Source organism: Streptomyces sp. NPDC102437 (assembly GCF_044765565.1).
GTDB lineage: Bacteria > Actinomycetota > Actinomycetes > Streptomycetales > Streptomycetaceae > Streptomyces.
Window position 1 is genome coordinate 115528 of the sequence record NZ_JBIWKI010000011.1, and the last position, 21319, is coordinate 136846.

Annotated in this window: 14 protein-coding genes and 2 pseudogenes; 10 read left to right on the plus strand and 6 right to left on the minus strand. The window is 70.3% G+C overall.

Annotated elements, in window-relative coordinates; translation table 11 throughout:
- Positions 1–108: 108 nt before the first annotated feature.
- Entirely contained in the window at positions 109–1299 is a 1191-nt protein-coding gene (locus tag ACIRJP_RS16410; RefSeq protein ID WP_404173724.1) for an ROK family protein, read from the minus strand.
- Positions 1300–1492: 193 nt separating this feature from the next.
- Between ACIRJP_RS16410 and ACIRJP_RS16415 the strand changes: the two genes are divergently transcribed.
- The 5 genes from ACIRJP_RS16415 to ACIRJP_RS16435 all read left to right on the plus strand — a co-directional run bounded on the left by ACIRJP_RS16415 (position 1493) and on the right by ACIRJP_RS16435 (position 9695).
- Positions 1493–3622, plus strand: a complete 2130-nt coding sequence (locus ACIRJP_RS16415; protein WP_404173727.1) for an alpha-galactosidase — start codon at positions 1493–1495, stop codon at positions 3620–3622.
- A gap of 43 nt (positions 3623–3665) precedes the next feature.
- Complete coding sequence (locus tag ACIRJP_RS16420; RefSeq protein ID WP_404173730.1) at positions 3666–4508, plus strand: alkaline phosphatase family protein; 843 nt, start codon at positions 3666–3668, stop codon at positions 4506–4508.
- Positions 4509–4647: 139 nt separating this feature from the next.
- Positions 4648–5130 (plus strand): hypothetical protein, encoded by a 483-nt coding sequence (locus ACIRJP_RS16425; protein ID WP_404173733.1) that lies wholly within the window; start codon positions 4648–4650, stop codon positions 5128–5130.
- Positions 5131–5397: 267 nt separating this feature from the next.
- Positions 5398–5817 carry a hypothetical protein gene (locus ACIRJP_RS16430; protein WP_404173736.1) on the plus strand — a complete coding sequence of 140 codons (420 nt, stop codon included), beginning with the start codon at positions 5398–5400 and terminating at the stop codon, positions 5815–5817.
- A complete protein-coding gene (locus ACIRJP_RS16435) occupies positions 5814–9695 on the plus strand; it encodes an AAA domain-containing protein (RefSeq protein WP_404173739.1) in 3882 nt (1293 codons plus the stop codon). The genes ACIRJP_RS16430 and ACIRJP_RS16435 overlap by 4 nt, the downstream gene beginning before the upstream one ends.
- 167 nt (positions 9696–9862) lie before the next feature.
- Here the strand turns inward: ACIRJP_RS16435 and ACIRJP_RS16440 are convergent, their stop codons facing one another.
- Positions 9863–10087 (minus strand): hypothetical protein, encoded by a 225-nt coding sequence (locus ACIRJP_RS16440; protein ID WP_404173742.1) that lies wholly within the window; start codon positions 10085–10087, stop codon positions 9863–9865.
- Positions 10088–10383: 296 nt separating this feature from the next.
- On the opposite strand from ACIRJP_RS16440, the gene ACIRJP_RS16445 reads away from it, so the two are divergent.
- A complete protein-coding gene (locus ACIRJP_RS16445) occupies positions 10384–11481 on the plus strand; it encodes a hypothetical protein (protein ID WP_404173745.1) in 1098 nt (365 codons plus the stop codon).
- Between the two features lie 114 nt (positions 11482–11595).
- On the opposite strand, the gene ACIRJP_RS16450 is transcribed toward ACIRJP_RS16445, so the two are convergent.
- Entirely contained in the window at positions 11596–12759 is a 1164-nt protein-coding gene (locus tag ACIRJP_RS16450) for an ROK family transcriptional regulator (protein WP_404173747.1), read from the minus strand.
- A 236-nt stretch (positions 12760–12995) separates the two neighbouring features.
- Between ACIRJP_RS16450 and ACIRJP_RS16455 the strand changes: the two are divergent.
- The 4 genes and pseudogenes from ACIRJP_RS16455 to ACIRJP_RS16470 all read left to right on the plus strand — a co-directional run.
- Positions 12996–14252: pseudogene (locus ACIRJP_RS16455) on the plus strand (alpha-N-acetylglucosaminidase); the annotation flags it as partial.
- A gap of 109 nt (positions 14253–14361) precedes the next feature.
- Positions 14362–15309 (plus strand): alpha-N-acetylglucosaminidase C-terminal domain-containing protein, encoded by a 948-nt coding sequence (locus ACIRJP_RS16460; protein WP_404173750.1) that lies wholly within the window; start codon positions 14362–14364, stop codon positions 15307–15309.
- 5 nt (positions 15310–15314) lie between these two features.
- Positions 15315–15703: pseudogene (locus ACIRJP_RS16465) on the plus strand (alpha/beta hydrolase fold domain-containing protein); the annotation flags it as partial.
- A 588-nt stretch (positions 15704–16291) separates the two neighbouring features.
- On the plus strand, positions 16292–17188 hold the full coding sequence (locus ACIRJP_RS16470; protein WP_404173752.1) for an aminoglycoside phosphotransferase family protein: 897 nt from the start codon (positions 16292–16294) through the stop codon (positions 17186–17188).
- A 471-nt stretch (positions 17189–17659) separates the two neighbouring features.
- Here ACIRJP_RS16470 and ACIRJP_RS16475 read toward each other — a convergent pair whose 3' ends face one another.
- The 3 genes from ACIRJP_RS16475 to ACIRJP_RS16485 all read right to left on the minus strand — a co-directional run bounded on the left by ACIRJP_RS16475 (position 17660) and on the right by ACIRJP_RS16485 (position 21022).
- Entirely contained in the window at positions 17660–18751 is a 1092-nt protein-coding gene (locus tag ACIRJP_RS16475) for a M23 family peptidase (RefSeq protein ID WP_404173755.1), read from the minus strand.
- A 239-nt stretch (positions 18752–18990) separates the two neighbouring features.
- The gene (locus tag ACIRJP_RS16480) at positions 18991–19770 is read right to left on the minus strand and encodes a D-Ala-D-Ala carboxypeptidase family metallohydrolase (protein WP_404173757.1); all 780 of its coding nucleotides are present in this window, start codon (positions 19768–19770) and stop codon (positions 18991–18993) included.
- Positions 19771–20083: 313 nt separating this feature from the next.
- A complete protein-coding gene (locus tag ACIRJP_RS16485; protein ID WP_404173760.1) occupies positions 20084–21022 on the minus strand; it encodes a peptidoglycan-binding protein in 939 nt (312 codons plus the stop codon).
- Positions 21023–21319 lie beyond the last annotated feature (297 nt).

Genomic DNA, 21319 nt, shown 5'->3' on the forward strand with positions numbered 1-21319 from the left:
GTATGGGTGTGGCGGAGTGGATGTGCTGCCTGGCCGGCGCCTTCGTCATTGCTTGCCGGCAGAGGAAGGCGTCGGCCAGGGAGTCGTACGCGACGGCTGCGGGAGTGCTCAGCCGACGCCGATCGTGGTGGTGGCCGCGTACTGCGGGAAGAGGGCCTGGATGGCCACGGCAGCACCGCCTCGGGCCCATTCCTCCCAAGGGAGCGGCCGCAGCGACAGCGGGCACCGGGAAGCCGCCCCGAACGCGTGTTCGGCGTACGCGTCCTGGATGTGGCGGCTGAACAGGTCGTAGGCGTCGGCGCCTTCGCCGCTGACGACGACACGCTCCGGGCCGACGAGGCTGACCAGTGCGGAGATGCCGACCCCGATGGCGTGTCCGGCCCTGGCGAAGGCTTCGCGGGCTGCCGGGTGGCCCTCCCGGGCGAGGTCGGCGGCCTCGCCGAACGTGAGGTGCGGCTCCGCGGTGGCCTGGCGGACCGCTGCGAGGATCGCGTCGGTCGAGGCGATCGCCTCGACGCAGCCGCGCCCCCCGCAGCGGCAGCTCGGACCGGTCGGGTCGACACAGAGGTGTCCGACCTCCCCCGCGACGCCGTACGCCCCCCTGATCAGCTGCCCGTTGACGACGAGCGCGGAGCCGATGCCCGCGCCGATGGTGACCAGCGCGAAGTATTCGGTGCCGATGCCCTCGCCGAACCAGTGCTCCGCGATGGTCAGGGCCCTGACGTCGTTCTCGACGGTTACTGCCAGGCCGGTGGACTCGGTGAGCAGTTCCGCGAGCGGAACCTCGCGCCAGCCCAGCAGGCCGGAGTGGCGGAGCCTGCCGCTTTCGCGGTCCACGTCCCCGTTGACCGCGACGCCGAGGTGTCGGGTCCGGGCCCGGAACGCGGCTTCGGTGTCGAGCAGTTCGTCGACCAGTTCGGCGGTCAGCCCGGCGACGGCCCCCGGGGTGCAGCCGTCGAGCGGCCGGCTCGCGGTGGCCCGGATCCCCGCCCGCAGATCGCAGACGGCGCCGAAGACCTGATCGCCACTGATCTTCAGTCCGACGAAGTACTCCCGGTCGGGGTCGACCGCGAGCGGGTTGACCGGTCGGCCGGCACCGGGCGCGGTGCGCTCTGGCGGAAGTTCATACAGATAGCCGTCGTCGATGAGGGGCCTGGCCGCCTTGGTGACCGCGGTCGAGGAGAGTCCAGTCCGCCGTGCCAGTTCCACTCTGCTGAGCGGCCCCTCCGCAAGAAGCAGGGCGAGGACCGCGGTCTCGGCGGGCGCACTGACCAGAGGGCGGGAGTGATGTCGAAACACGGGAGCAACATAGAGCAAATAAATAACTTCTTCCAGTATTGATTTGGGAGTTGGTGCCGCCCTACGCTCGGGCCCTCCTCTGCTCCCCCAAGACTTCTCGAACACCGCGCCGCCTTGACGGTGTTGTGTCACTTCTTCTCCAAGTCGCCCTGAACCGCGCCCTTTTCCTCACCACCACTCAGGGGATCCATCCGTGCACGCCACACTCCCGCCCGTCACCTTCGAATCCGGCCCCGGCCTCGCGGTCCTGCGCACGCCGAACAGCATCTACGCGCTGCGCCTCGCCTCCGACGGCAGCCCGCGGCACCTCCGCTGGGGCCTGCCGCTCGACACCGCGGCGCTCGCCGACGTCCCGGACACGGTCTCCGCTGCGGCGAGCAGCTTCGAGGCCGACGCGGCCGCCGACGAACTCGCGCCGCAGACCGGGGCGCGCTTCGGCCCGGCCGGCCTTCAGGTCCGCTTCGCCGACGGGACCCGGGGTGCGCAGTGGCGGTTCGCCGGTCACACCATTGACGGCGGCGAACTGCGGTTGCGCCTCGACGACCGGCGCCACCCCCTGCGGGCCGAACTCTGTTACCGCGTCCGGAGCGACACCGACGTCATCGAGCGCTGGACGGAACTGACCCACACCGGGGCCGCGGACGGCCCGCCGGATCCGATCAGCGTCGACCGGCTGGACTCGGCGTCATGGACCGCTCCTCCGCTGCCCGACTACCGGCTCAGCCACCTGACCGGCGGCTGGAACAGCGAATTCCAGCTCCAGCGCGACCGGCTTCCCGTCGCAGAGACCGTACTGACCAGCCGTCGAGGTCTCACCAGCCACCACGCCAGTCCCTGGCTGGCCATCGACGACGGCACCGCGAGCGAGGACCAGGGGGAGGTCTGGAGCACGGCGCTCGCCTGGAGCGGCAGCTGGCGCGTCACGATCCACCGTGACCCGACCGGCCGCACCACCTGGACCGGCGGATTTGGTCACGAAGGTCTCAGCTGGACCCTGCAGCCGGGCCAGAGCCTGCGCACACCGGTGTACGCCGGGCTGTTCACCCCGCACGGCTTCGGCGGCGCCGCCCGCGCCTGGCACGACTACGTACGCGGGCACATCCTGCCCGAGCCCGAGCGGGACCGGCCGGTGCTCTACAACTCGTGGGAGGCCACCGGATTCGACGTCGACGAGGCCGGTCAGATCCGCCTGGCCCAGCTGGCCGCGCGCGTCGGTGCCGAACTCTTCGTCCTGGACGACGGCTGGTTCGGCACCCGTCGCGACGACCGGTCCGGGCTCGGCGACTGGACCCCTCGCCCCGAGGCCTTCCCCCGGGGACTGCGGCCGCTCGCCGACGAGGTGCACCGCCTCGGCATGGACTTCGGGCTGTGGGTCGAGCCGGAAATGGTCAACCGTGACAGCCAGTTGTACCGCGAGCACCCGGACTGGGTCCTCCACTCCCCCCAGCTCGACGCGACCGAACTGCGCAACCAGCTCGTGCTGAACTTCGCCCGGCCCGAGGTCGAGGCCTGGGCCCGGCAGACGCTCGACCACCTGGTGCGCGAGAACGGCGTCGACTGGCTCAAGTGGGACGCCAACCGGGCCTTCACCGAAGCGGGATGGGACGGCCACCCCGACCCCGACCGCCTGTGGATCGACCACACCCGTGCCGTCCACCGCATCATGGACCGGCTGCGCGCCGCCCACCCCGGTCTGCGCATCGAGGCGTGCGCTGGCGGCGGCGGGCGCGTCGACCTCGGCATCCTCGCCCGCACCGACCAGGCCTGGACCTCGGACAACACCGACCCGGTCGACCGGATCGGCATCCAGCACGGCTTCGGTCAGCTCTTCCCCGCCCAGGCCATGGCCTCGTGGGTGACCGACAGCCCCAACACCGCCACCGGCCGGCGCACTCCGCTGCGCTTCCGCTTCCATGTCGCCATGGCAGGCGCGCTGGGTCTCGGCGGAGACCTGACGTCGTGGTCCGAGGAGGAACTCGCGGAAGCCACAGAGCTCGTGGCCGAGTACAAGCTGATCCGCCCACTCGTGCAGAGGGGACACCAGCACCGGGTCGCCGCAGCCGGCGAGCCGGTGACCGCCGTCCACTGCGCGGCGCCGGACGACAGCGAGCACGTGCTCCTCGTCTGGCGTCCCACCACCCGCTTCGGCCACCGCTCCGCCCCGGTGCGGTTGCCCGCTCTCGACCCCGAGGCGCGCTACCTGGACCCGGAGCTGAACCAGGTCCACCGGGGCGCCGTCCTCGTACGCCACGGCATCGACCCGCGGCTGCCCGTCGGCGACTACGCCAGCAGCCTGATCCGGCTCCGCCGCGTCGGCCCCTGACACCTCCCTCTCGCGCCCACTCACGACTCCCCTGGAACCGCCCATGAACAGCACCCACGTACTGGTGATCGGCATCGACGGCGTACGCCTCGACCTGCTCCCCGAACTGCATACGCCGCATCTCGACGGGATCGCCCGCGCAGGCTTCCTGGCCCCCGTCGAGGTGGACTCCGTGACGCCCACGATGTCGGGCCCGTGCTGGACCACCATCGTCACCGGCGTCGGCGTCGCCAAGCACGGCGTCTGGGCCAACCGTTTCGACGGCAACCGCCTCGACCTCTTCCCCGACTTCACGACCCGCCTCGCGGCCGACTGCGGACGACGGACCTTCGCCGTCGGCGGCTGGGCACCGCTCTTCCTCGCCCAGGACGGCGGCCCCCTCTTCGTCTCCCCCACCAGGCTCCGCTACATCGCTCCCCGCGAGGACACCCCCGAAGCCTGGGAGGAGGCGGACGACAGGGTGACCGACGACGCGGTGCACCTCCTCGGGCTGGACGAGGATCTCCACGCCGGCTTCGTCTATCTCGGCGCCGTCGACGAGACCGCCCACTTCCTCGGCTGCGGCAAGGAGTACCGCCAGGCGATCGAGGCGGCTGACCGACGCCTCGGTCGCCTCCTCGCCGCCATACGTGATCGCCCCGGCCACGCGGCGGAGCGGTGGACGGTCATCGTGGTGACGGACCACGGCCACCGCGACGAAGGGGGCCACGGAGGACGGAGCCGACAGGAACGTACGGCCTGGATCGCCGCCTGCGGTCCAGGCCTGACCGCCGGCGCGGCCCCGTCGCCCCTCCACCACGCCGACGTCGCCGCGCACGTCTACACCGCCCTCGGCGTCACGCCCGACCCCCACTGGACCTTGGACGGCACCGCCTTCACCGCGTGAGCCCAGCGAGGAACGCCGAGGCCCAGGGCACCGTGTCGAGCCGCCTGCCCCGGGGACGACATCGCTGCAGTATGTCGGCCCCAGGCGGGCAACTGAAGGCGTATCACGTGCCCGGCGACGGAATGAGTGGAATGGGTTCATGGCTGCAGTGATCGCAATGCTGGAAGAGCTCAGGGGTATCGCCCCGCTGACCGCCGATGGCGCGGCGGCGCGGTTCTCGGCCCAGGCGTGGACGCCCGGGGGCAAGCCCCGCGACGGTGTGGAGACGTCGTGGGACAAGGACGGCGTCGGGGGCTGGATCCAGACGTTCGGCGGTGGGGTGGTCTGCGTCTCGTTCGCCGTCTGGATCCGCGACGTCGACGAGTCGGGCTACTTCGACGACATGGATGCCGTCTACGAGCAGGGGGAGCAGGCGCTGGCCGACTTTCTGCCCGAGATCGAGGAATCCTCTCTCGTCGGCCACCTCGTCGAGGCCGAGCAGACGGCGGCGGACAGGGACGAGTTCATCGCGGTGAAGAAGTGGACCCTCGACGGCCGGATCCTGACCGCAGGCGTGATCCAGCACGACACCGATCTTCCGGTGATGGTCGTGGTGGCGCTGGAGGAGCCGGCCTCTGCCTGACCCACTCCACCCCGCACGCCAGAACGCCCGCGCCTCCACGGGGACCGCGGGCACCCTGGCGTGCGTGACTCGCCTGCCTTCCGTCCGGGCGTGGGGAGTTGGCGCCGCGCCTCACGGCGCCAACTGCGGCCGTAAGAGCGGATTCGGCCGTTTCACGCCAATGACCAGCGGCCTTTCGGAAATTCGTAGGTTCGCTGACGGAGATCTTCGGTACTCTCACCCGTCCGTGTGTCCGCCGCACGGGAAAGACCCAGGGGGATGTAGAACGTGAGCACCACCACCGATCTGGCCGACTCCGGCCACCACATCGCCATCCTCGACGAGGACCCGTTGCGCGCCCGGCGCGAGGCGCGTGAGCTGCTTGCCGCCCTCATCGACGCCGATCCTCGCGCCGCGCTCGACCTCCCGCGCCCCCGGCCCGAGGACGAGACTCTCAAGGGCGGCCCGGTCGGCGACCTGATCGGACTGGTCTTCAGCGGGGGTTCACTCGTCGCCGCCGGCGTCCAGATCTGGCTGGCGCGCGTACCCCAGCGGACCATCGTCATCACCCGGGCGGACGGGGCGACGCTCCGCGTCTCCGGCAAGGAGGCCCGGGCCGACAGCGAGCTGATCGACCGGTTCCTCGCCGGCGGTGCGGCCGGGGCCCGGGACGAGGAAGGCGACGAGGCAGGGCCGGACACGCAGTGAGCGACAACGACCGGTACGCCATGCTCATCGGCGTATCCACGTACACCAGCGACCGCTACCACGACCTGCCGCCCGTCCGGGCCGACCTGCACTACATGCGGGCTGTGCTGGAGAGCACCGAGATCGGCATGTACAACGACTGCTCGATGGTCGCCGAGCCGACCCGCTCGGAAATGCTCTACGCGGTTGAGCAGTTCCTCGATGAACGGCAGCCCAGCGAGACGGCGCTGCTCTACTTCAGCGGGCACGGCCAGTTCTGCGAGGCCGACGGGCAGTTGTACTTCCTGACCCGGGACGCCGACCCGGACGACCTGCCCGGCACGGCCGTCCCGGCCGAGTTCCTGGAACGGATGCTCCAGTCCTGCCGGGCCTCGTCCAAGCTGGTGCTGCTGGACTGCTGTTCCAGTGGGTCCGTCGTCCAGGGGTGGACCTCCAAGGGCTGTGCGGACCCCGGCGACCGAACGACGCCCAGCACGCTCCTGCACCCGACCGGCGTGTACTTCATCACCGCTTCCGACGCCCTCCAGGCCGCGTCCGCGATGGCACCGGAGGGATCCTCTCTCGGCACCTCCCGGTTCACCGGCGAGATTGTGGAAGGCCTGCGGAGTGGGCGGATCAAGGAAGGCGGCTGGATCACCCCCGACAACCTCTTCGAGTACCTGACCGCGCAAATGGTGATCAAGGGCGTCCCGGAAGAGCAGCGGCCGACCAAGTCCACGATCCGGGCCACCCGTTCACTGCCCTTCGCCCGCTCGGTCGCCCGTCCGGTCCGTCTCCCCGACGCACCGCGTGACGCAGCCCGTGCCGCCGCCCGATCCGACGTCTCCCCCACCCTGCTGAAAGCCAGGCAGCTGGTCGCCCGGGACGCCGGGGAGGGCATCGACACGCAGCGACTGCTGCGCTACTACGCGCACTGCCTCGGCGCCCAAGTGGCGTCCGGCATGCTGCCCGATCGAGACGGCGGCCGGGGATCGGCCTACTTCCTGCTGGGTCAGGGCCCGGAGGCGATCCAATCCGGGCTGGGGCACTCCTTCCCGGCCCCCGGGCAGTTGCCCAGACCGAAGAGCACGGGCGCACAGGCCAACGGGACCGGGCTCCAGGAGTACTGGTACGGATATCCCGCGATCACCCTTCCCGAACGCGCGGACGGCCGTCGGCGGACGCCCGTGCGAATCGCACCCCTGCTGGTCCAGCCCATGGAACTCACCCCGGACGAGAACGGCCGCGATCTGCTGCGCCCGAGCGGGGTCCCCTCCCTGCACACCGGTGTGGTGACCGAGCTGCTCTCCGACGACGAGGCCGCCGAGTTGCTGACCCACTGGCAGCCGAGCTGGCAGGAGGGCAACGGCGCCCAGATGGTCAAGGCGGTACGGGAACTCCTGACCGAGCTCGGCGTTCCGGAGCTGGAGCCCTTCGATCTGTCCTCGCTCAGCGAGCGGTCCGTGATGGACTCGCTGCGGCCCGGCGCCCACAACGCCGCGGTGCTGCTGGCACCCTCCGGCCTGGAACGGGTCGCCACCGAGGGCCTGGTCGACAACCTGCTCCAGATGTCCACGCGTGCGGGCCAGATCGCGGGTACCGCGCTGGACGCCCTCCTCACCGGCGGCGACCACGGTGTGGGGCCGGGTCGTGATGCGGCGGTCGTGACGGTGGTGTCCCCCGGCCCGTGCAACGAGAGCCAGGAGCAGGTGATCTCCTCGGCGATGACCCGTCGGCTCACCGTCGCGACCGGCCCGCCCGGTACCGGCAAGAGCGAGGTGGTGACCGCCGTGGTCGCGACCGCCGTCGCCGCCGGCCAGTCCGTGCTCGTCGCGTCCACCAACAACGAGGCCGTCGACGTGGTGGCCGAGCGGTGTGACGAGATCTCGCCGGGCCTGCTCATGCGCACCGGAAACGTGGAGGCCCGGGAGCGGGAGGCAGCGAAGCTGGCCGGACTGCTGGCCGAGCCGGTAGCGGCCCCGGCCCGGGGTGCCGCGACCGTGGCCGGTGACCTGCGCAACCGCCAGGCACGTACGGCTGCGCTCCGGGCGGAGGCGGCGGGGCGGATCGGCGAGGAGTCTCGCCTGTTGGAGCTGGTCCGTGAGCGGGCCCGACGGGCGGACGGGCTCGCGCTGCCCGTACAGGTGCTGGAGAGTACCTGGGCGGCGAAGGAACCGGCTGCCCTCGCCCGCTGGGAGGAACGCGCCCGGAGGGCCGCCGGGGCCGGACGGCTGACCTTGGGCGGGTGGCGCCGGGGGCGGGCTCTCGCGGCCCTCGCAGTTTCGTCGGGCGACGGATCCGGGGTTTCGTGGCCGGCCTGGGCCGCGCAGCGCCCTGTCCCGCCCGAGTTGCTGCTCGACCTCGCGGAGGCCGTGGCGGTGGAGAGGGCCCTGCGGGAGCTCGCACCGGCGCATCTGGCCTGGGACGAGGACGCGCTGAAGCAGGCCTGGCTGGAGAGCGCCGCCGCGTCCTCCGCGGTGTCGGGAGAGCTGGCGCATTCCGTGGCCGCCGAGAGCACGGCGCGGGGTCGGTCGCTGATGAACCAGCGGCTCCAGGCGCTGCGCCGACGCTCGGGCTTCCAGAAGAGCCAGCGCAATCTGATGGCGCACCTGAAGGCCTGGGCCATCAGTACGCACTCGGTGCGCCAGCTCGAACTCTCCCCGAAGCTCTTCGACCTCGTGGTGATCGACGAGGCGAGCCAGTGCTCGATCCCGTCGGTGCTGCCGCTGCTCTTCCGGGCGAAGCGGGCTCTGATCATCGGCGACCCGATGCAGCTCGGACACATTCCCGGAATCAGCCCGGAACAGGAGCGGCAGGCCCGGGTGCGGGCGGGCCTGACCGCCGCGCAGCTGGAGGACCACAGGCTGGCCTATCACGTGTATGCCTCGTACCACGCGGCGGCGCAGCACGGTGAGGCGGCGCTGCTGCTCGACGAGCACTACCGGTGCCATCCGCAGATCGCAGATTTGGTCAACGGCTACTGCTACGCAGGCCAATTGCAGGTACTCACCGATGTCCGCAGGCAGGTACCGCCGGTCGATCCGGCGGGGGCTGCCGATCCGGCTCCGGTGCTCGGCTGGGTGGACGTGCCGTACGGCGAGTCAGCGGCCGGCAGCGGCGGCAGATCCTGGCGCAACCAGGCCGAGGCGGGCCAGGTGCGGCAGACGGTGGACGAGTTGCTGGCACGGCTGCCCGAGGACGCCACGGTCGGAGTGGTGACGCCCTTCCGTGCACAGAAGGAGGCACTGGCCCGGGTGTGGGCCGGTGACGACCGGGTCCGGGTCGGTACGGTGCACGCCTTCCAGGGCGGCCAGCGCGACGTCATGGTGCTGAGCCCGGTGGCCACGGACAACACCCCGCCGAAGACGACGCACTGGGTGTCGAGCCAGGTCAATCTCTGGAACGTCGCGGTCACCCGGGCGAAGTCGCAGCTGATCACGGTGGGGAGCCATCGCTTCTGGCAGGGCCAGGCGGGGCTGCCGGCCCTGCTGGCAGAACGCTCGACCGTGCTGCGCGCGGGCGCCTGTGCCGACCAGGACACGGCTTCCGGTCCCCTGGCGCCGCCCGGATTCCGCGAGGAGCTCGCCGACCGGCTCCAGGAGTATCTCGGTGCCCGTGGCATCACCGACCTGGAGCGCGCGACAGTGGTCGGCGGGCACACCGTGGACCTGCTGTTCACGGGGGACGGGGAGAACACGGCTGTGCTCATCGACACGGGACCCCTGCCCGGGCAGGATCCCGCGCGCCATCTGCGGCTCACCCACGCACGCGGTGACCTGCTGATCGGGCTGCCGTCCGGCGGGCGGGGCGCGAAGCCCGCGCCGGTGACCAGGGCGGTGCGGCTGCCGGCCTGGCGCGTACGGGCCGGGGAGGCGATGCTGGATCCGCTCTTCGCCTGACCGCTCGCACACGGGATGGGGGCTCGCGGGCTCGCGTCACATCGCAGGCGTCCGGGGCGTCAAGGCCGGGACGGGCCCCCAGCCACCCGTCGGACAGCGAAGTACTGAATTCTCCTCTGGTCACAGCAGCACCCATGAGGGCGTGCATGAGCCTCACCAGTTTCAGGTCACGCCCTGCTTCGACCATTCGACGCACCGACCGGGGATTTTCGAGAGTTGGAGAAAATCTCCTCGATGCCGCCGGACCACAGCAGCAAGGAAGGAGCCGTCACTTCATGGTCAGGACGCCAGCCGCGCTCATCCACCAACGCCATCGTCGAATCAGGGAAACCACCGCTCACCTGCGCAACTTGCAGGATTCCGAGTGAAACACGGAACTCGCCATCGACCACCGCACCTATTTCAACGACGCCTCCCCAAGGGCCCAAAGATCTCGCGCGCCATGGCGACTCCGGCGTCTTCCCGAAGATTTCCCATACTTCCTCCCTCTCTGAACAGTTGCATGAAGTGCTGAACAATCGCTTCCCGATGCGGAAGTGCGCGGGGTGTCGGCCTGCATCGGGGCCGCAGCTGTTACGGCCGGCGCCCAACCACCCCACGTTCCGCACCGCATCGCGCTCGTCGAGCTCCATCGCTGCGCTGAGGCGCGCATCATCAAAGGAGGGGAGACCATCGACGAGGAGTGACGATGAGGTTGTCGTTTCTTGAACCCCTCTACGCGGAGCCGGGTCCGTTCGCCTCCGTGTACCTGGACACTTCCCGAGACGTCGAGCATCCCGAGCGAGCGATCGCGCTGCGCTGGCAGCGGCTGCGCGAGAGTCTGTCCCGTCAGGGCTCGGACCTGGCTCTGCTGAACGTATTGGAGGAGGCGGTCGGTGCCGACACAGCGGTGCCGGGGGTGCATGGCCAGGCCATCTTCGCCGCCCACGGCACACTCGTCCTGGACGGCGAGCTGCCCAGGCCGCCCGAACACGACTCCGCGCGTTACAGCACCCTGCCGGACGCGATGCCCCTGGTCACACAGCACGTTCCGGAGATCCCCTACATGGCCGTGGTCGTCCACTACGGCGGCCTTCCGACCGCCGAGACCCACGGCTGGGTGACCCTGGAGGCGGAGACCGGCACCTGGCCCGCGTCCACCGTCACCCCGGGTGAGCGGCTGCACCGCAGGGTCGCGGTGGCGACCTGGCACCGCACCTCCCTCCGGCTCGGCCACCAGCTGGACGAACGGGCGCGGCGCGTCCATGCCGACGCCGTCGTCGTTGGCGGGGACGAGTGGGCGTGCAACGTACTGATCCGCCGCCTGCCGCACGCCCTGCGGGACAAGGTCGTACGCGTGGGCGGCCGGACCCGCACCGACACCGGACGCGCCCTGCTGGAGCCGCAGCTCGACGGAGTCTTCAGCGGCCGCATGGCCGCGCACGACCGGGAGCTCGTGGACATCTTCATCGGCCGGCGCGCCCTGGACGGACCCATGACGCAGGGGCTGGGCGCGACTGTCGCCGCCCTCCAGCGCGGCCAGGTCGCGGCACTGCTGCTGAACCGGCCGCCAGGGTCTTCGCTGCGGCTCTGGACAGGCTCCCGGCCCACTCAGCTCGCCCTGACCGAGGCGGAACTGATGTCCTTCGGCGTCCGGGCCCCGCGCGAGGAACGCGCCGACGAGGCCCTCGTCCGGGCCCTCGTCGGCACCAGCGCCGAGCTGGTCGTCGTACCGGAGAACAAGCTGAGGCTGCACGAGGGCGTGGGCGCTCTGCTGCGGTACATCGACCCGGGGACCCAGTCCTGACGCCGGCCCGCCGCGGCTTGCGGTGGTGCGGTCACCGTGGGCCCCCGCGTCGTAGCGAGGGGTTGCGGATACGCCCACCGGCGGCCCCAGAGCCCCCGTGCTCGCGGCGCCTGCTCAGCCCTGGGGTGTTCCCTGCATCCGTTCCTCCGCGACGTCCAGGGAATGGCGCACCGCACCCAGCGCCACGGCTTGCTCCCCCAGCGTCGACGCATGCACGGTGACCGGTACCAGGGCGTGGAGGTGCAGATGACGGCGGACCGGATCCAGCAGGGCGTCTCCCGCCCGGGACACTCCGCCACCGATGACGACGCGGTCCGGGTCGAGCACCAGCAGCATCGCGGCAAGACCGCGTGCGAAGCGGGCGGCCACCCGCTCCACGACATCGGTGGCGGCCCGGTCACCGGCCGCCGCCGCGTCGAAGAGCGGTGCGATGTCGTCCTCGTCGCCTGCTGGTGCGCCGGCCTCCAGGGCGAGCCGATGGATGGCTGCCGCCCCGACCAACCGCTCGAACGGTCCGGTGCCGTCGGAGGGGCGCGGTGCGGGAGGTGCGTCGGGGTCGGATGCCAGGTCGATGAAGCCCAGCTCCCCGGCGGCGGCCGAGTGCCCGCGGTGCGGCTTGCCGTTGATGATGATGCCGCAGCCGATGCGCCGGCCCCACTGCACGAACACCAGACTCTCGGCCTCGGCGTCGGCCCCCCGTCGTCGTTCGGCGCGGACGGCGAGGTTGACGTCGTTGTCGATGAACACCGGGCAGTGCAACCAGTCGCCAAGTCGCGTCACCGCGGGCAGCCCGGCCCAGCCGGGGATGCTCGGAGCCAGCAATACCTCGCCGCGGTCCCGGTCGACGATGCCGGGCGTGCCGACAGTCACCGCCCACACGTGGGAAAGCTGAACTCCCGCCTCCACGACCGCCGTGGTCAGTGCGGCGCGAACGGTGTCGAACATCTGCCGCCCGTCAGTGCCCGCGTCCACCGCTGCACGGTGGACCGTCAGGATCCGCCCCGCGAGGTCTGCGATCGCCACCAGTACCTTGTGGGGTCCGATGTCTATTCCGGCGACGTACCCCGTCTCGGCACGGAACCTGGCGTACTGGGCCGGCCGTCCGGGCTGCAGCGAATGGCCCGTGGATGTGAACGCCACCAGGCCGCGGTCCCGCAGGTCCGCCAGGGCTCTCGTCACCGCGGGCCGTGACAGCCCCGTGGCCGCGGCGAGGCCGCTGACGCTGGTGGCGGCGGAGTCGGCCTCCCGCAGCGCCGCCAGGACGGCAGCGACGTTCATCTGCCGAAGCACATGCGGCCCGTTGGCCGCTGTTCTCCTGGCTGCCATGTGCGTCCGTACCCCCGCCCTCCCCGCTGTCGTGCTGGGCACTCTACCCAGCCGATCCACAACGAGCGGTCCGGTGTATTGACGGGCTCCATCACCCGCCTCCATATTATCGAACGCTCCATTAATAACCCCTCTCTGATGGGCTGCCAATGAGAGAACCGAGATCCTGGGCCGCCGCGTTCCTGGCCATGGCCCTGGCCGCACTGGCCACGGTCCTGGGCACTTCCACCACTACTGCAGCCACCGGGACCGGGGCCGCCGCGGCGCCCTCCGCCGGCCGGCCCGCCTTCGCCACCGGCCCGGCCAGGGCAGCGCTCGCACGGCTGCTGCCGCGCCACGTCTCCCAGTTCACACTTGTCCCGGTGAGCCGCCCCGAGTCCGGCGACTACTTCACCGTCTCCGGCAGCGCCGGCGATCTCCGTGTCCAGGGAACCAGCCCCGCCGTGATCCTCAGCGGCGTCAACTGGTACCTGAAGTACACCGCGAAGGTCGACCTCGGATGGCCTGGCGACAGCACGGCGAAACTGCCCCGCATACTGCCCGCCCCCGCCGGCACCGTCCGCGAGGACGCCTCGGTGCCGCACCGCTTCGCGCTCAACGACACCGACGACGGCTACTCCGGCGCCTACCGCGGCTGGTCCTCCTACGAGAAGCAGATCGATCTGCTTGCCCTGCACGGCGCGAACGAGGTCTTCGTCCAGATGGGCGCTGACGCCGTCTACTACGAAACCCTCCAGGACTTCGGCTACTCCAAGGACGAGCTCAGGTCCTGGATCCCCGGTCCGGCACACCAGCCGTGGTGGCTGATGCAGAACATGTCCGGTTTCGGCGGCCCCGTCTCCGAGCAGCAGCTGAAGGACCGCGCGGAACTCGGCCGCAGGATTGCGGACCGACTGCGCCAACTCGGCATGACCCCGGTGCTGCCCGGCTATTACGGCACCGTTCCGCCGCGGTTCACGGAGAAGAACCCCACCGGACCGGTCGTCCCGCAGGGCGGCTGGGTCGGCTTCGACCGGCCCGACTGGCTCGACCCGCGCAGCCAGATGTTCCCCGAGGTCGCCGCCTCGTTCTACCGCCACCAGCGCGAACTCTTCGGCGACTCCACGATGTACAAGATGGACCTGCTCCACGAGGGCGGGCGGCCGGGCGACGTCCCCATCGGCGACGCCGCCAACGCCGTGATGAACGCGCTGCAGACCGCGCACCCCGGTGCCACCTGGACCCTGCTCGGCTGGCAGAACAACCCCTCCACGCAGATCATCGACGCCGTCGACAAGAGCAAGCTGTTCATCGTCGACGGCCTGTCCGACCGCTACAACGGCCTCGACCGGGAAGCCTCCTGGCACGGCGCGCCCTACGCGTTCGGTACGATCCCCAACTTCGGCGGCCACACCACCATCGGCGCCAACACCGCTGTCTGGACCGAACGCTTCGACCAGTGGCGCACCAAGCCCGGCAGCGCGCTGAAGGGCATCGCCTACCTTCCGGAAGGCACCGGCGGGCAACCCCGTCGCCTACGAACTGTTCGCCGAACTGGCCTGGCGCACCGGCCCGGTGGACCACAAGGCATGGTTCGCCCAGTATGCGGAGCGCCGCTACGGCGGTGTGGACCCGCATGCCGCCAAGGCGTGGGAGCTGCTGCGCAGCGGCCCGTACAGCACCTCGTCCGGCACGTGGAGCGAGTCCCAGGACAGCCTCTTCACCGCACGCCCCCGGCTGACGGCGACCACCGCGGCCAGTTGGAGCCCCGGCGCGATGCGCTACGACGCGAGCACGGTGCAGCGGGCGCTGATCGAACTGCTGCAGGTCGCGCCCGGCCTGCGGAAGACAGACGCCTATCGCTTCGACCTGGTCGATGTCGCACGGCAGGCCCTGGCCAACCACAGCCGGACGCTGCTCCCGAAGATCAAGGCCGCCTACGACGCCAAGGATCTGCCCCTCTTCCGTCAGCGGGCCGCCGAGTGGAAGAGCGACCTCGCCCTGCTGGACGAACTCCTCGCCACCGACACCCGGTTCCTCCTCGGCCCCTGGCTGGAGGACGCCAAGTCCTCGGGCACAACGGAGGCGGAGAAAGCGGCGGCCGAGTTCGACGCCCGCTCCATCCTCACCACCTGGGGCGACCGCTCCGGCAGCGACTCGGGCGGCCTGCGTGACTACGCCAACCGGGAATGGTCCGGGCTGGTCTCCGACTTCTACGCCATGCGCTGGACCAAGTACCTGGACTCCCTCGACACTGCGCTGGCCACCGGCCAGGCACCGGTCTCCATCGACTGGTTCGCCGTAGAGAACGCCTGGAACCAGCAGCGGGACACCTACCCCGTCAGGGCCTCGGGCGACCCGGTGGCACTGGCCGCCGCGGTTCGCGATGCCCTGCCCGCCCCGCCGCCGTCGGGACCGTTCACCGGCGCCGACGGCACATGCGTGGAGGTCACGGGCGCAAACTCCGCCGACGGCACCGCTCTGCGGCTCGACCAGTGTGACGGAACCCCTGCCCAGACCTGAACGACACCGACGCGAACTTCGACACCGGCTCCTACCGTCAGTTCGCGGAAGGCTTCTTCCTGCGCCGCGACGGCATGCAGTGGTTCTGGGACCAGTACACGACCGACGAGACCGACCGCGCCCAGATCACCGCCTCCCCGCTACGGGCCACCACCGAACAGCTCACCGGCCTGCCGCCGGCCCTGGTCATCACCGGCGAGGCCGACGTCCTGCGCGACGAAGGCGAGGCCTACGCCAACAAGCTGCGCGAAGCCGGCGTCCCCGTCACCGCAGTCCGCTTCCAGGGCATCATCCACGACTTCGTCATGCTCAACCCCCGCGCGAAACCCACGCCGCCCAGGCAGCCATCACACTGGCCACCGACACACTGCGCACCGCGCTGCACACCGGCTGAAACGCGCTCGGCACCGACCTCCAGAAGCCCTCGACAACAGGGAGAACAACCCGGACGGGGCAGGAGCCCGCCCCCACAGCTGTTCCCCCTGATAGGCCGCCAGGATCCAGGTCCTCCCACGGTTGGCGTGCCGAGAGCAGATGGCCGAAGGAGCGCCTTCGCCCCCGTCCGGCAGACGACCGCCGGGCAGGAGGGACGCGTAGGGGTAAGGAAGGAGGTGGTGACGAGGGCACGTCCCGACGCTCCACACTCGTCCGTCCAACCGGTCATGCCCCCTGCTTCCACGGTGATCTCGGCCAGACCGTAGCGCGGGGCGGGCGTCGATGGCGCAGGACTGTCCGAGAACCCGGAAGATGGGGCGCGGCTCGGTGGACCTGCTGCGCCGACATCTTGTGGGCGTGCGGTTCACTTCCAGTGCGTCGGCGTCCCTTCCGTCCGGGCAGAGGCGACAACTCGCCTGCGGTGCGCAGTGCATCCGCCCGGCCTGCGGGCAGGGATGGAGCGCGGGACAGTACCTGGGCCACCCCGGACATCTTGAGCCGGAGCGCGAGAGCCGCTCCGCCTGCCGCCGCAGTACCGTGGCTTCGTATGACCGACACCGAGATCGAGATCACCGCAGACCTGGTCCGTGACCTGCTGCAGGAGCAGCATCCAGACCTTGCGGGGCTGGCCATCCGCGAGGTGGCGGGTGGCTGGGGCAACCAGATGTGGCGCCTCGGGGACGAGCTGGCCGTGCGCATGCAGCGCATGGACCCCACCCCGGAACTCCAGCTCAACGAGCGGCGGTGGCTACCGGTGCTGGCCCCGCGCCTGCCGCTCCCGGTGCCGACCCCGGTGCGGCTCGGCGAACCGTCCGAGCGCTTCCCCAAGCACTGGACCGTGATGACGTGGGTTCCCGGCGAGCCGCTGGACCACAGCTCGATCAGCCGCGGCACCCACGCGGCCGACACGCTGGCAGGCTTCCTCCAGGCGCTCCATGTGGAAGCGCCCGCCGAGGCGCCCGTCACTACGGACCGCGCTGCCCACCTCAGGAACTGCACGGACGACTTCGAGAACTTCTTCCAGGCCATTGCCCCCGACGACATCGCTGCCGACATCCGGGCCGTCTGGAACGACGCCGTTTCGGCCCACGCGTGGGAGGGCCCGCCGGTGTGGGTGCACGGCGACCTCCATCCCGCGAACGTCGTCGTCTCGGACGGAACACTCTCGGGCATCGTCGACTTCGGTTGCCTGTTCGCCGGCGATCCGGCATGGGACCTCGCCGCCGCATGGGTGCTGCTACCCGCGGGCACGGCCTCACGGTTCTTCGACATGTACGCGCATGCAGACGAGGCGGCGATCCGGCGCGCCCGCGGACTGGCCGCTATGAAGAGCCTCTTCCTGATGCTCATGGGGCAGAACGGAGACCGGGGCCTTCCCGGCGGCAAGCCGAACTGGGGACCAGCAGGCCGGGCAGCACTTGACCGTGTCCTGAAAGGCGTTTGATGCGCGCTACTTTGAACTTGTTCTCGATCTCGGTTGAGGACCATGCGACAGTCGGCCTTCGTGGGTTCATCGATCACCGCGCACGGTGGGGATGCCAATGTCCACGGCCCCATGCCGCCCGTGGCCCCGATCGAGCCGGCGGAGCCTCTCCTCGGCGCCAGGCAGGCCGGCCCGGAGACCTTCGACCTCGCCGAGCCGGCCTCCGTCCCGGCTTCGGCGATTCGGGCGATCAAGTTGTCGCGGATACCGAGCCGACGCAGCGATCGGCATGCCGTCATCACAGAAGCTGCGCCGGAGACCGGGTGGCGACAGCGGTTGTGCACCCGTGCGGGAGGAACTCGCCCCGGGGGCTGGGGTCGATGTGCGCAAGAACGGGAGGCACCGGTACCGAAGGGGCCGATCTGCGCCAGACCGCGACCGCATGACTCCGCACCCGGCAGTGGGACCGGGTGCGGAGTCACAGGGCGCTTGTCAGCTGGTGCGGTTGTAGATCGCCGTGCCGGGGCAAGCGGTGATGCCGGAGCGGGTGGCACAGCCGGAGTACTGGCCGGAGCCGTTCCACCAGGTCCAGCCGCCGATGGTTCGGCCGTTCAGCCAGGTGTACTGGCCGACGTAGTTGGCGTCGTACGTGCGGAGGCTCCAGTGCACATGGGCTCCAGTCGCGGAACCGCCTGCGCAGGTGTCGGTGCCGATGTTGCCGAGCAGGGCGCTGCGAGCGATCGATGTCCCGTTGTAGTAGGTGGTGTTCCACATGTGGTAGTAGTCCGTCGAGAAGCCGCCTGGGTGGATCACCCTGGTCCAGCCGCCGCCGGCGCCGCACATCGAGGTCGCCGTCCCCTCGCGGGAGGAGCGGACCCGGCCACTGGCGTTGCCGCCGGAGAAGTCGAGGCTGCTCCAGTAGCCGGTCGAGCCGTTGCTGGAGTGCGCGCCGCCGGTCAGGGTCATGTAGTAGTCGGGCATCCAGGGCAGCAGCAGCCCGTTGGTGTTGGCCAGGGTCCCCACCGACGACGTCTGCTTCTTCGGCGTCGCCTTGTGCTGCGCGTATGCCGTCATGGTCTGCCGCTCCGCCTTGCCGACCAGCGGGGAGTTCGCCACGTGGTCGGCGAATTCGCGGTCTCCTTCGAGACCCGCGACCCAGCGCCCGTCCTTGCGGTGGGCGATGTAGAGCCAGCCTTCCGGCTCGCCGTGGTGTGTGCGCGACGCCTCGACGTACGCGACGCCGCGTGCCCAGTCGCGCGAGACGGTACGGACGTCGACGACGACCTTGCGGCCCTCGGCGGCGAGCTTACTGACGGCGGCCTTCGGGGCGAGGCCCCTGGCGTCGTGGGACCGGGAGAGGACGTCGGTGGAGACGGCGTCCATCAGTGCTTTGCGGTCGGTGCCGAGGCGGTCGGCGACCGTGGCCGGCATCTTCACGGTGACACCGGAGGATGACGGCTGGGCGGCGGCAACCGGGGGCGCGGCCGAGTGCGGGCTGCTCCCCGCCGCCGAAGGCGCGGCGGCGAGCAGTCCGGTGACGGCGAGGGCGGCGACGATGGTTCTCACGGACAGTTTGGCAAGCATGGGCGGTATCCCTTCTGCACAGGTGGGCCTGCCGGGGCGACAGGTAGCGAGAGCGTGGTGGAACGCGGCACGCAGTATGGGACGTTGAAGCCGAAGTACTGGCGGTTACTTGTCTTTCGAATGTGACCGGCCGGCTGTGTGAGCCCGTCGGCGGAGTGTGTTGCGTTCCGGCCGTCACGTCGAGGGGCTCCGGCGAGGCGGATGAAGGCGGACGGCCGGGTTCGGCGCGGGGTGAGGCGTCAGAGGCCGCAGCTGGGGGCCGACCAATACCGGCCGGTGCCGCCTGCGACGTGGACGTGGTCGTCGTGGCCGGGGTAGCCCGGGCCCAGGATCTGGGTGAAGCCGTGTTCGCGGGCCTCGAAGGCCAGGGCGCAGAAGCCCTGGGAGCCGGCGCTCAAGTCGGCTGCGAGGCCGTACATGTGGAGGCTGTCGGGGTCTCCGCCGACGGCGTCGTTGCAGGTGTGGTCGCGGAAACCGTCGTTGATGCCGATGGGCCGGTCGCCCATCGCGTGCCGCAGGGCCTGCAGTTTCCACATGGTGACCATGACGTTGGCCTCGACCGTGGCGGCGTCGACCTGGCCGCCCGACCAGTCGGTGCCGCATTGGTTGAGTTCCGACCAGTCGAAGTTGGCCGGGGAGCAGTCGCTTTTCTGGAGGTCGTAGATCTTGCCGAAGGTGAGCGGGCCGGCGATGCCGTCGGCTTCCAGGCCGTACGCCGCTTGGAAGCGCTGCACCGCGGCCCTGGTGGCCGGGCCGAACTCGCCGTCGATGGCGAGTTCGCCGCCGAACCCGGGGTAGCCGGCGACCCTGATCTGGAGCTGCCGTACGTCCTCGCCGGATGTTCCCTCACTCAAGGATCGGTTCCAGGTGAAGCAGGATCCGGCGGGTGCGAGGCCGGCGGATGCCGAGGCGGGTGCGAGGGACGGTGCGGGGCTCGCGAACGCGGACGTGGGTGCGAGGAAAAGCAGGCTGACGCCGGTCAGGGCGGACGCGAGCAACAGGGATGAACGCGATGTCATGTGGGGGCCTCTGTTCGGACGACGGCATTGTCGGATGACACGGTCAGGGGGTGCAGCCTCACGAATCGGCCGAACCGCTATCGATGTCCGGTCAGGTAATGGCGTGGCCGGAGGCTGCCGGACCATCCCGTGAGCGGCTCTGTGAGGGGTCTTGAAAGTCTGGTTTCGTGTCGCAACGACGCTCCGTGGCCTTGTGGGCGCAGCATCGTTGATCGGGCGTTGTCAGCGTTGCCTCCCGAGGGTGAGGAGGCGGAGGTGATCAAGCTGAGGCGGTTGGGGCTGCAACGGGTGTGCCGGAGGATTCGTCAGGACTTCAGATGTGCGATGCGCGTTCGATCAGCTCGCGGGCGGTGCCTTCCACCGCGTCATAGCGGTCCGGGTAAGCCGAGACCTGCACTGCCTGCGCCACCTGACCCGCGGACCGGTCCGGGTTGTCCGCCGCCACCTGGATGGCACGGATGAAGAATGCGTTCGACGCGTACGACACGTCCATGATCTGTTCCGGCGTGCCCCAGCCCTGCGACGGACGCTGCTGGAACACTCCGAGCGAGTCCCGGTCGCCGCAGTCCAGGTTGTTCATGTTCGACTCGACCACGCCCGCCTCGAACCCGGCGAGCAACACCTTGTCGCTGACGCCGAGTTCGACGCCGGTCCGGTAGACGACCTCGAGCACCTCGGGGTCGGGTTCGTCCGGCACCGCGCAGCCCCCGCCGCCACCGCCACCGCCCTGGCCGACGAGGTTCTGCCAGGTCTCGGGGCCTATGACACCGTCTACGGACAGGCCCTTTTCACTCTGGAACGAGGTGACCGCGGAGGCGGTGGCCGGACCGAACTGTCCGTCCACGGCCAGTCCGTAACCGTGCTTGTTCAAAGCGGTCTGCGCCGCCGCGATCGCGTCGCCGCTCTCGCCCTCCCGGACCGTGACGATCAGTCCTGGCCAGGTCTCCGCGCCGATGACACCGTCCGCGACATACCCCCTGGACTCCTGGAAGGCAACCACCGTGTTCTCGGTCGCCGGGCCGAAATCACTGTCGGCCGAAATGTCGTAACCGTGACCACGCAACAGGTACTGGGCGGTGGCGACGTTCGCTCCGGTCGTGCCATTGCTGAGGGTGGGCCAGGCCGGAGCGGCAGCGGCCGACCGCACAAGACCGAGTGAGACCACCAAAACCGCGCACACCGCGGCAATCGCGACCCACGCACGTCTGACTCTTGTTCCTGATATCAACCCGACTCCCACGTCGAGGAACATTGCGCGCCGAAAAGTAGCAACAGACGGCCCAGCCGGCATCGGGTGTTCGACCGACGTACGGAACATGACATGTCCGCCGTGTCGCTTCTTCTCGGCGACGGCCGAAATCACCCGCCGCCGACTCTTCTGCCCCGACCCTGTGCGGACGCTCCAGGGCTACTCGTCCGGGTCCGATGGGTCGAGCACGCACGTCTGACGTGAGGAGTGGTCGTACGGCTTCGGTATAGTCCCGCGTCGTCAGGATTCGTCCTCGACAGCTGAGGTGGCCGGATCAACCCAAGAGGACGGTGAACCGAT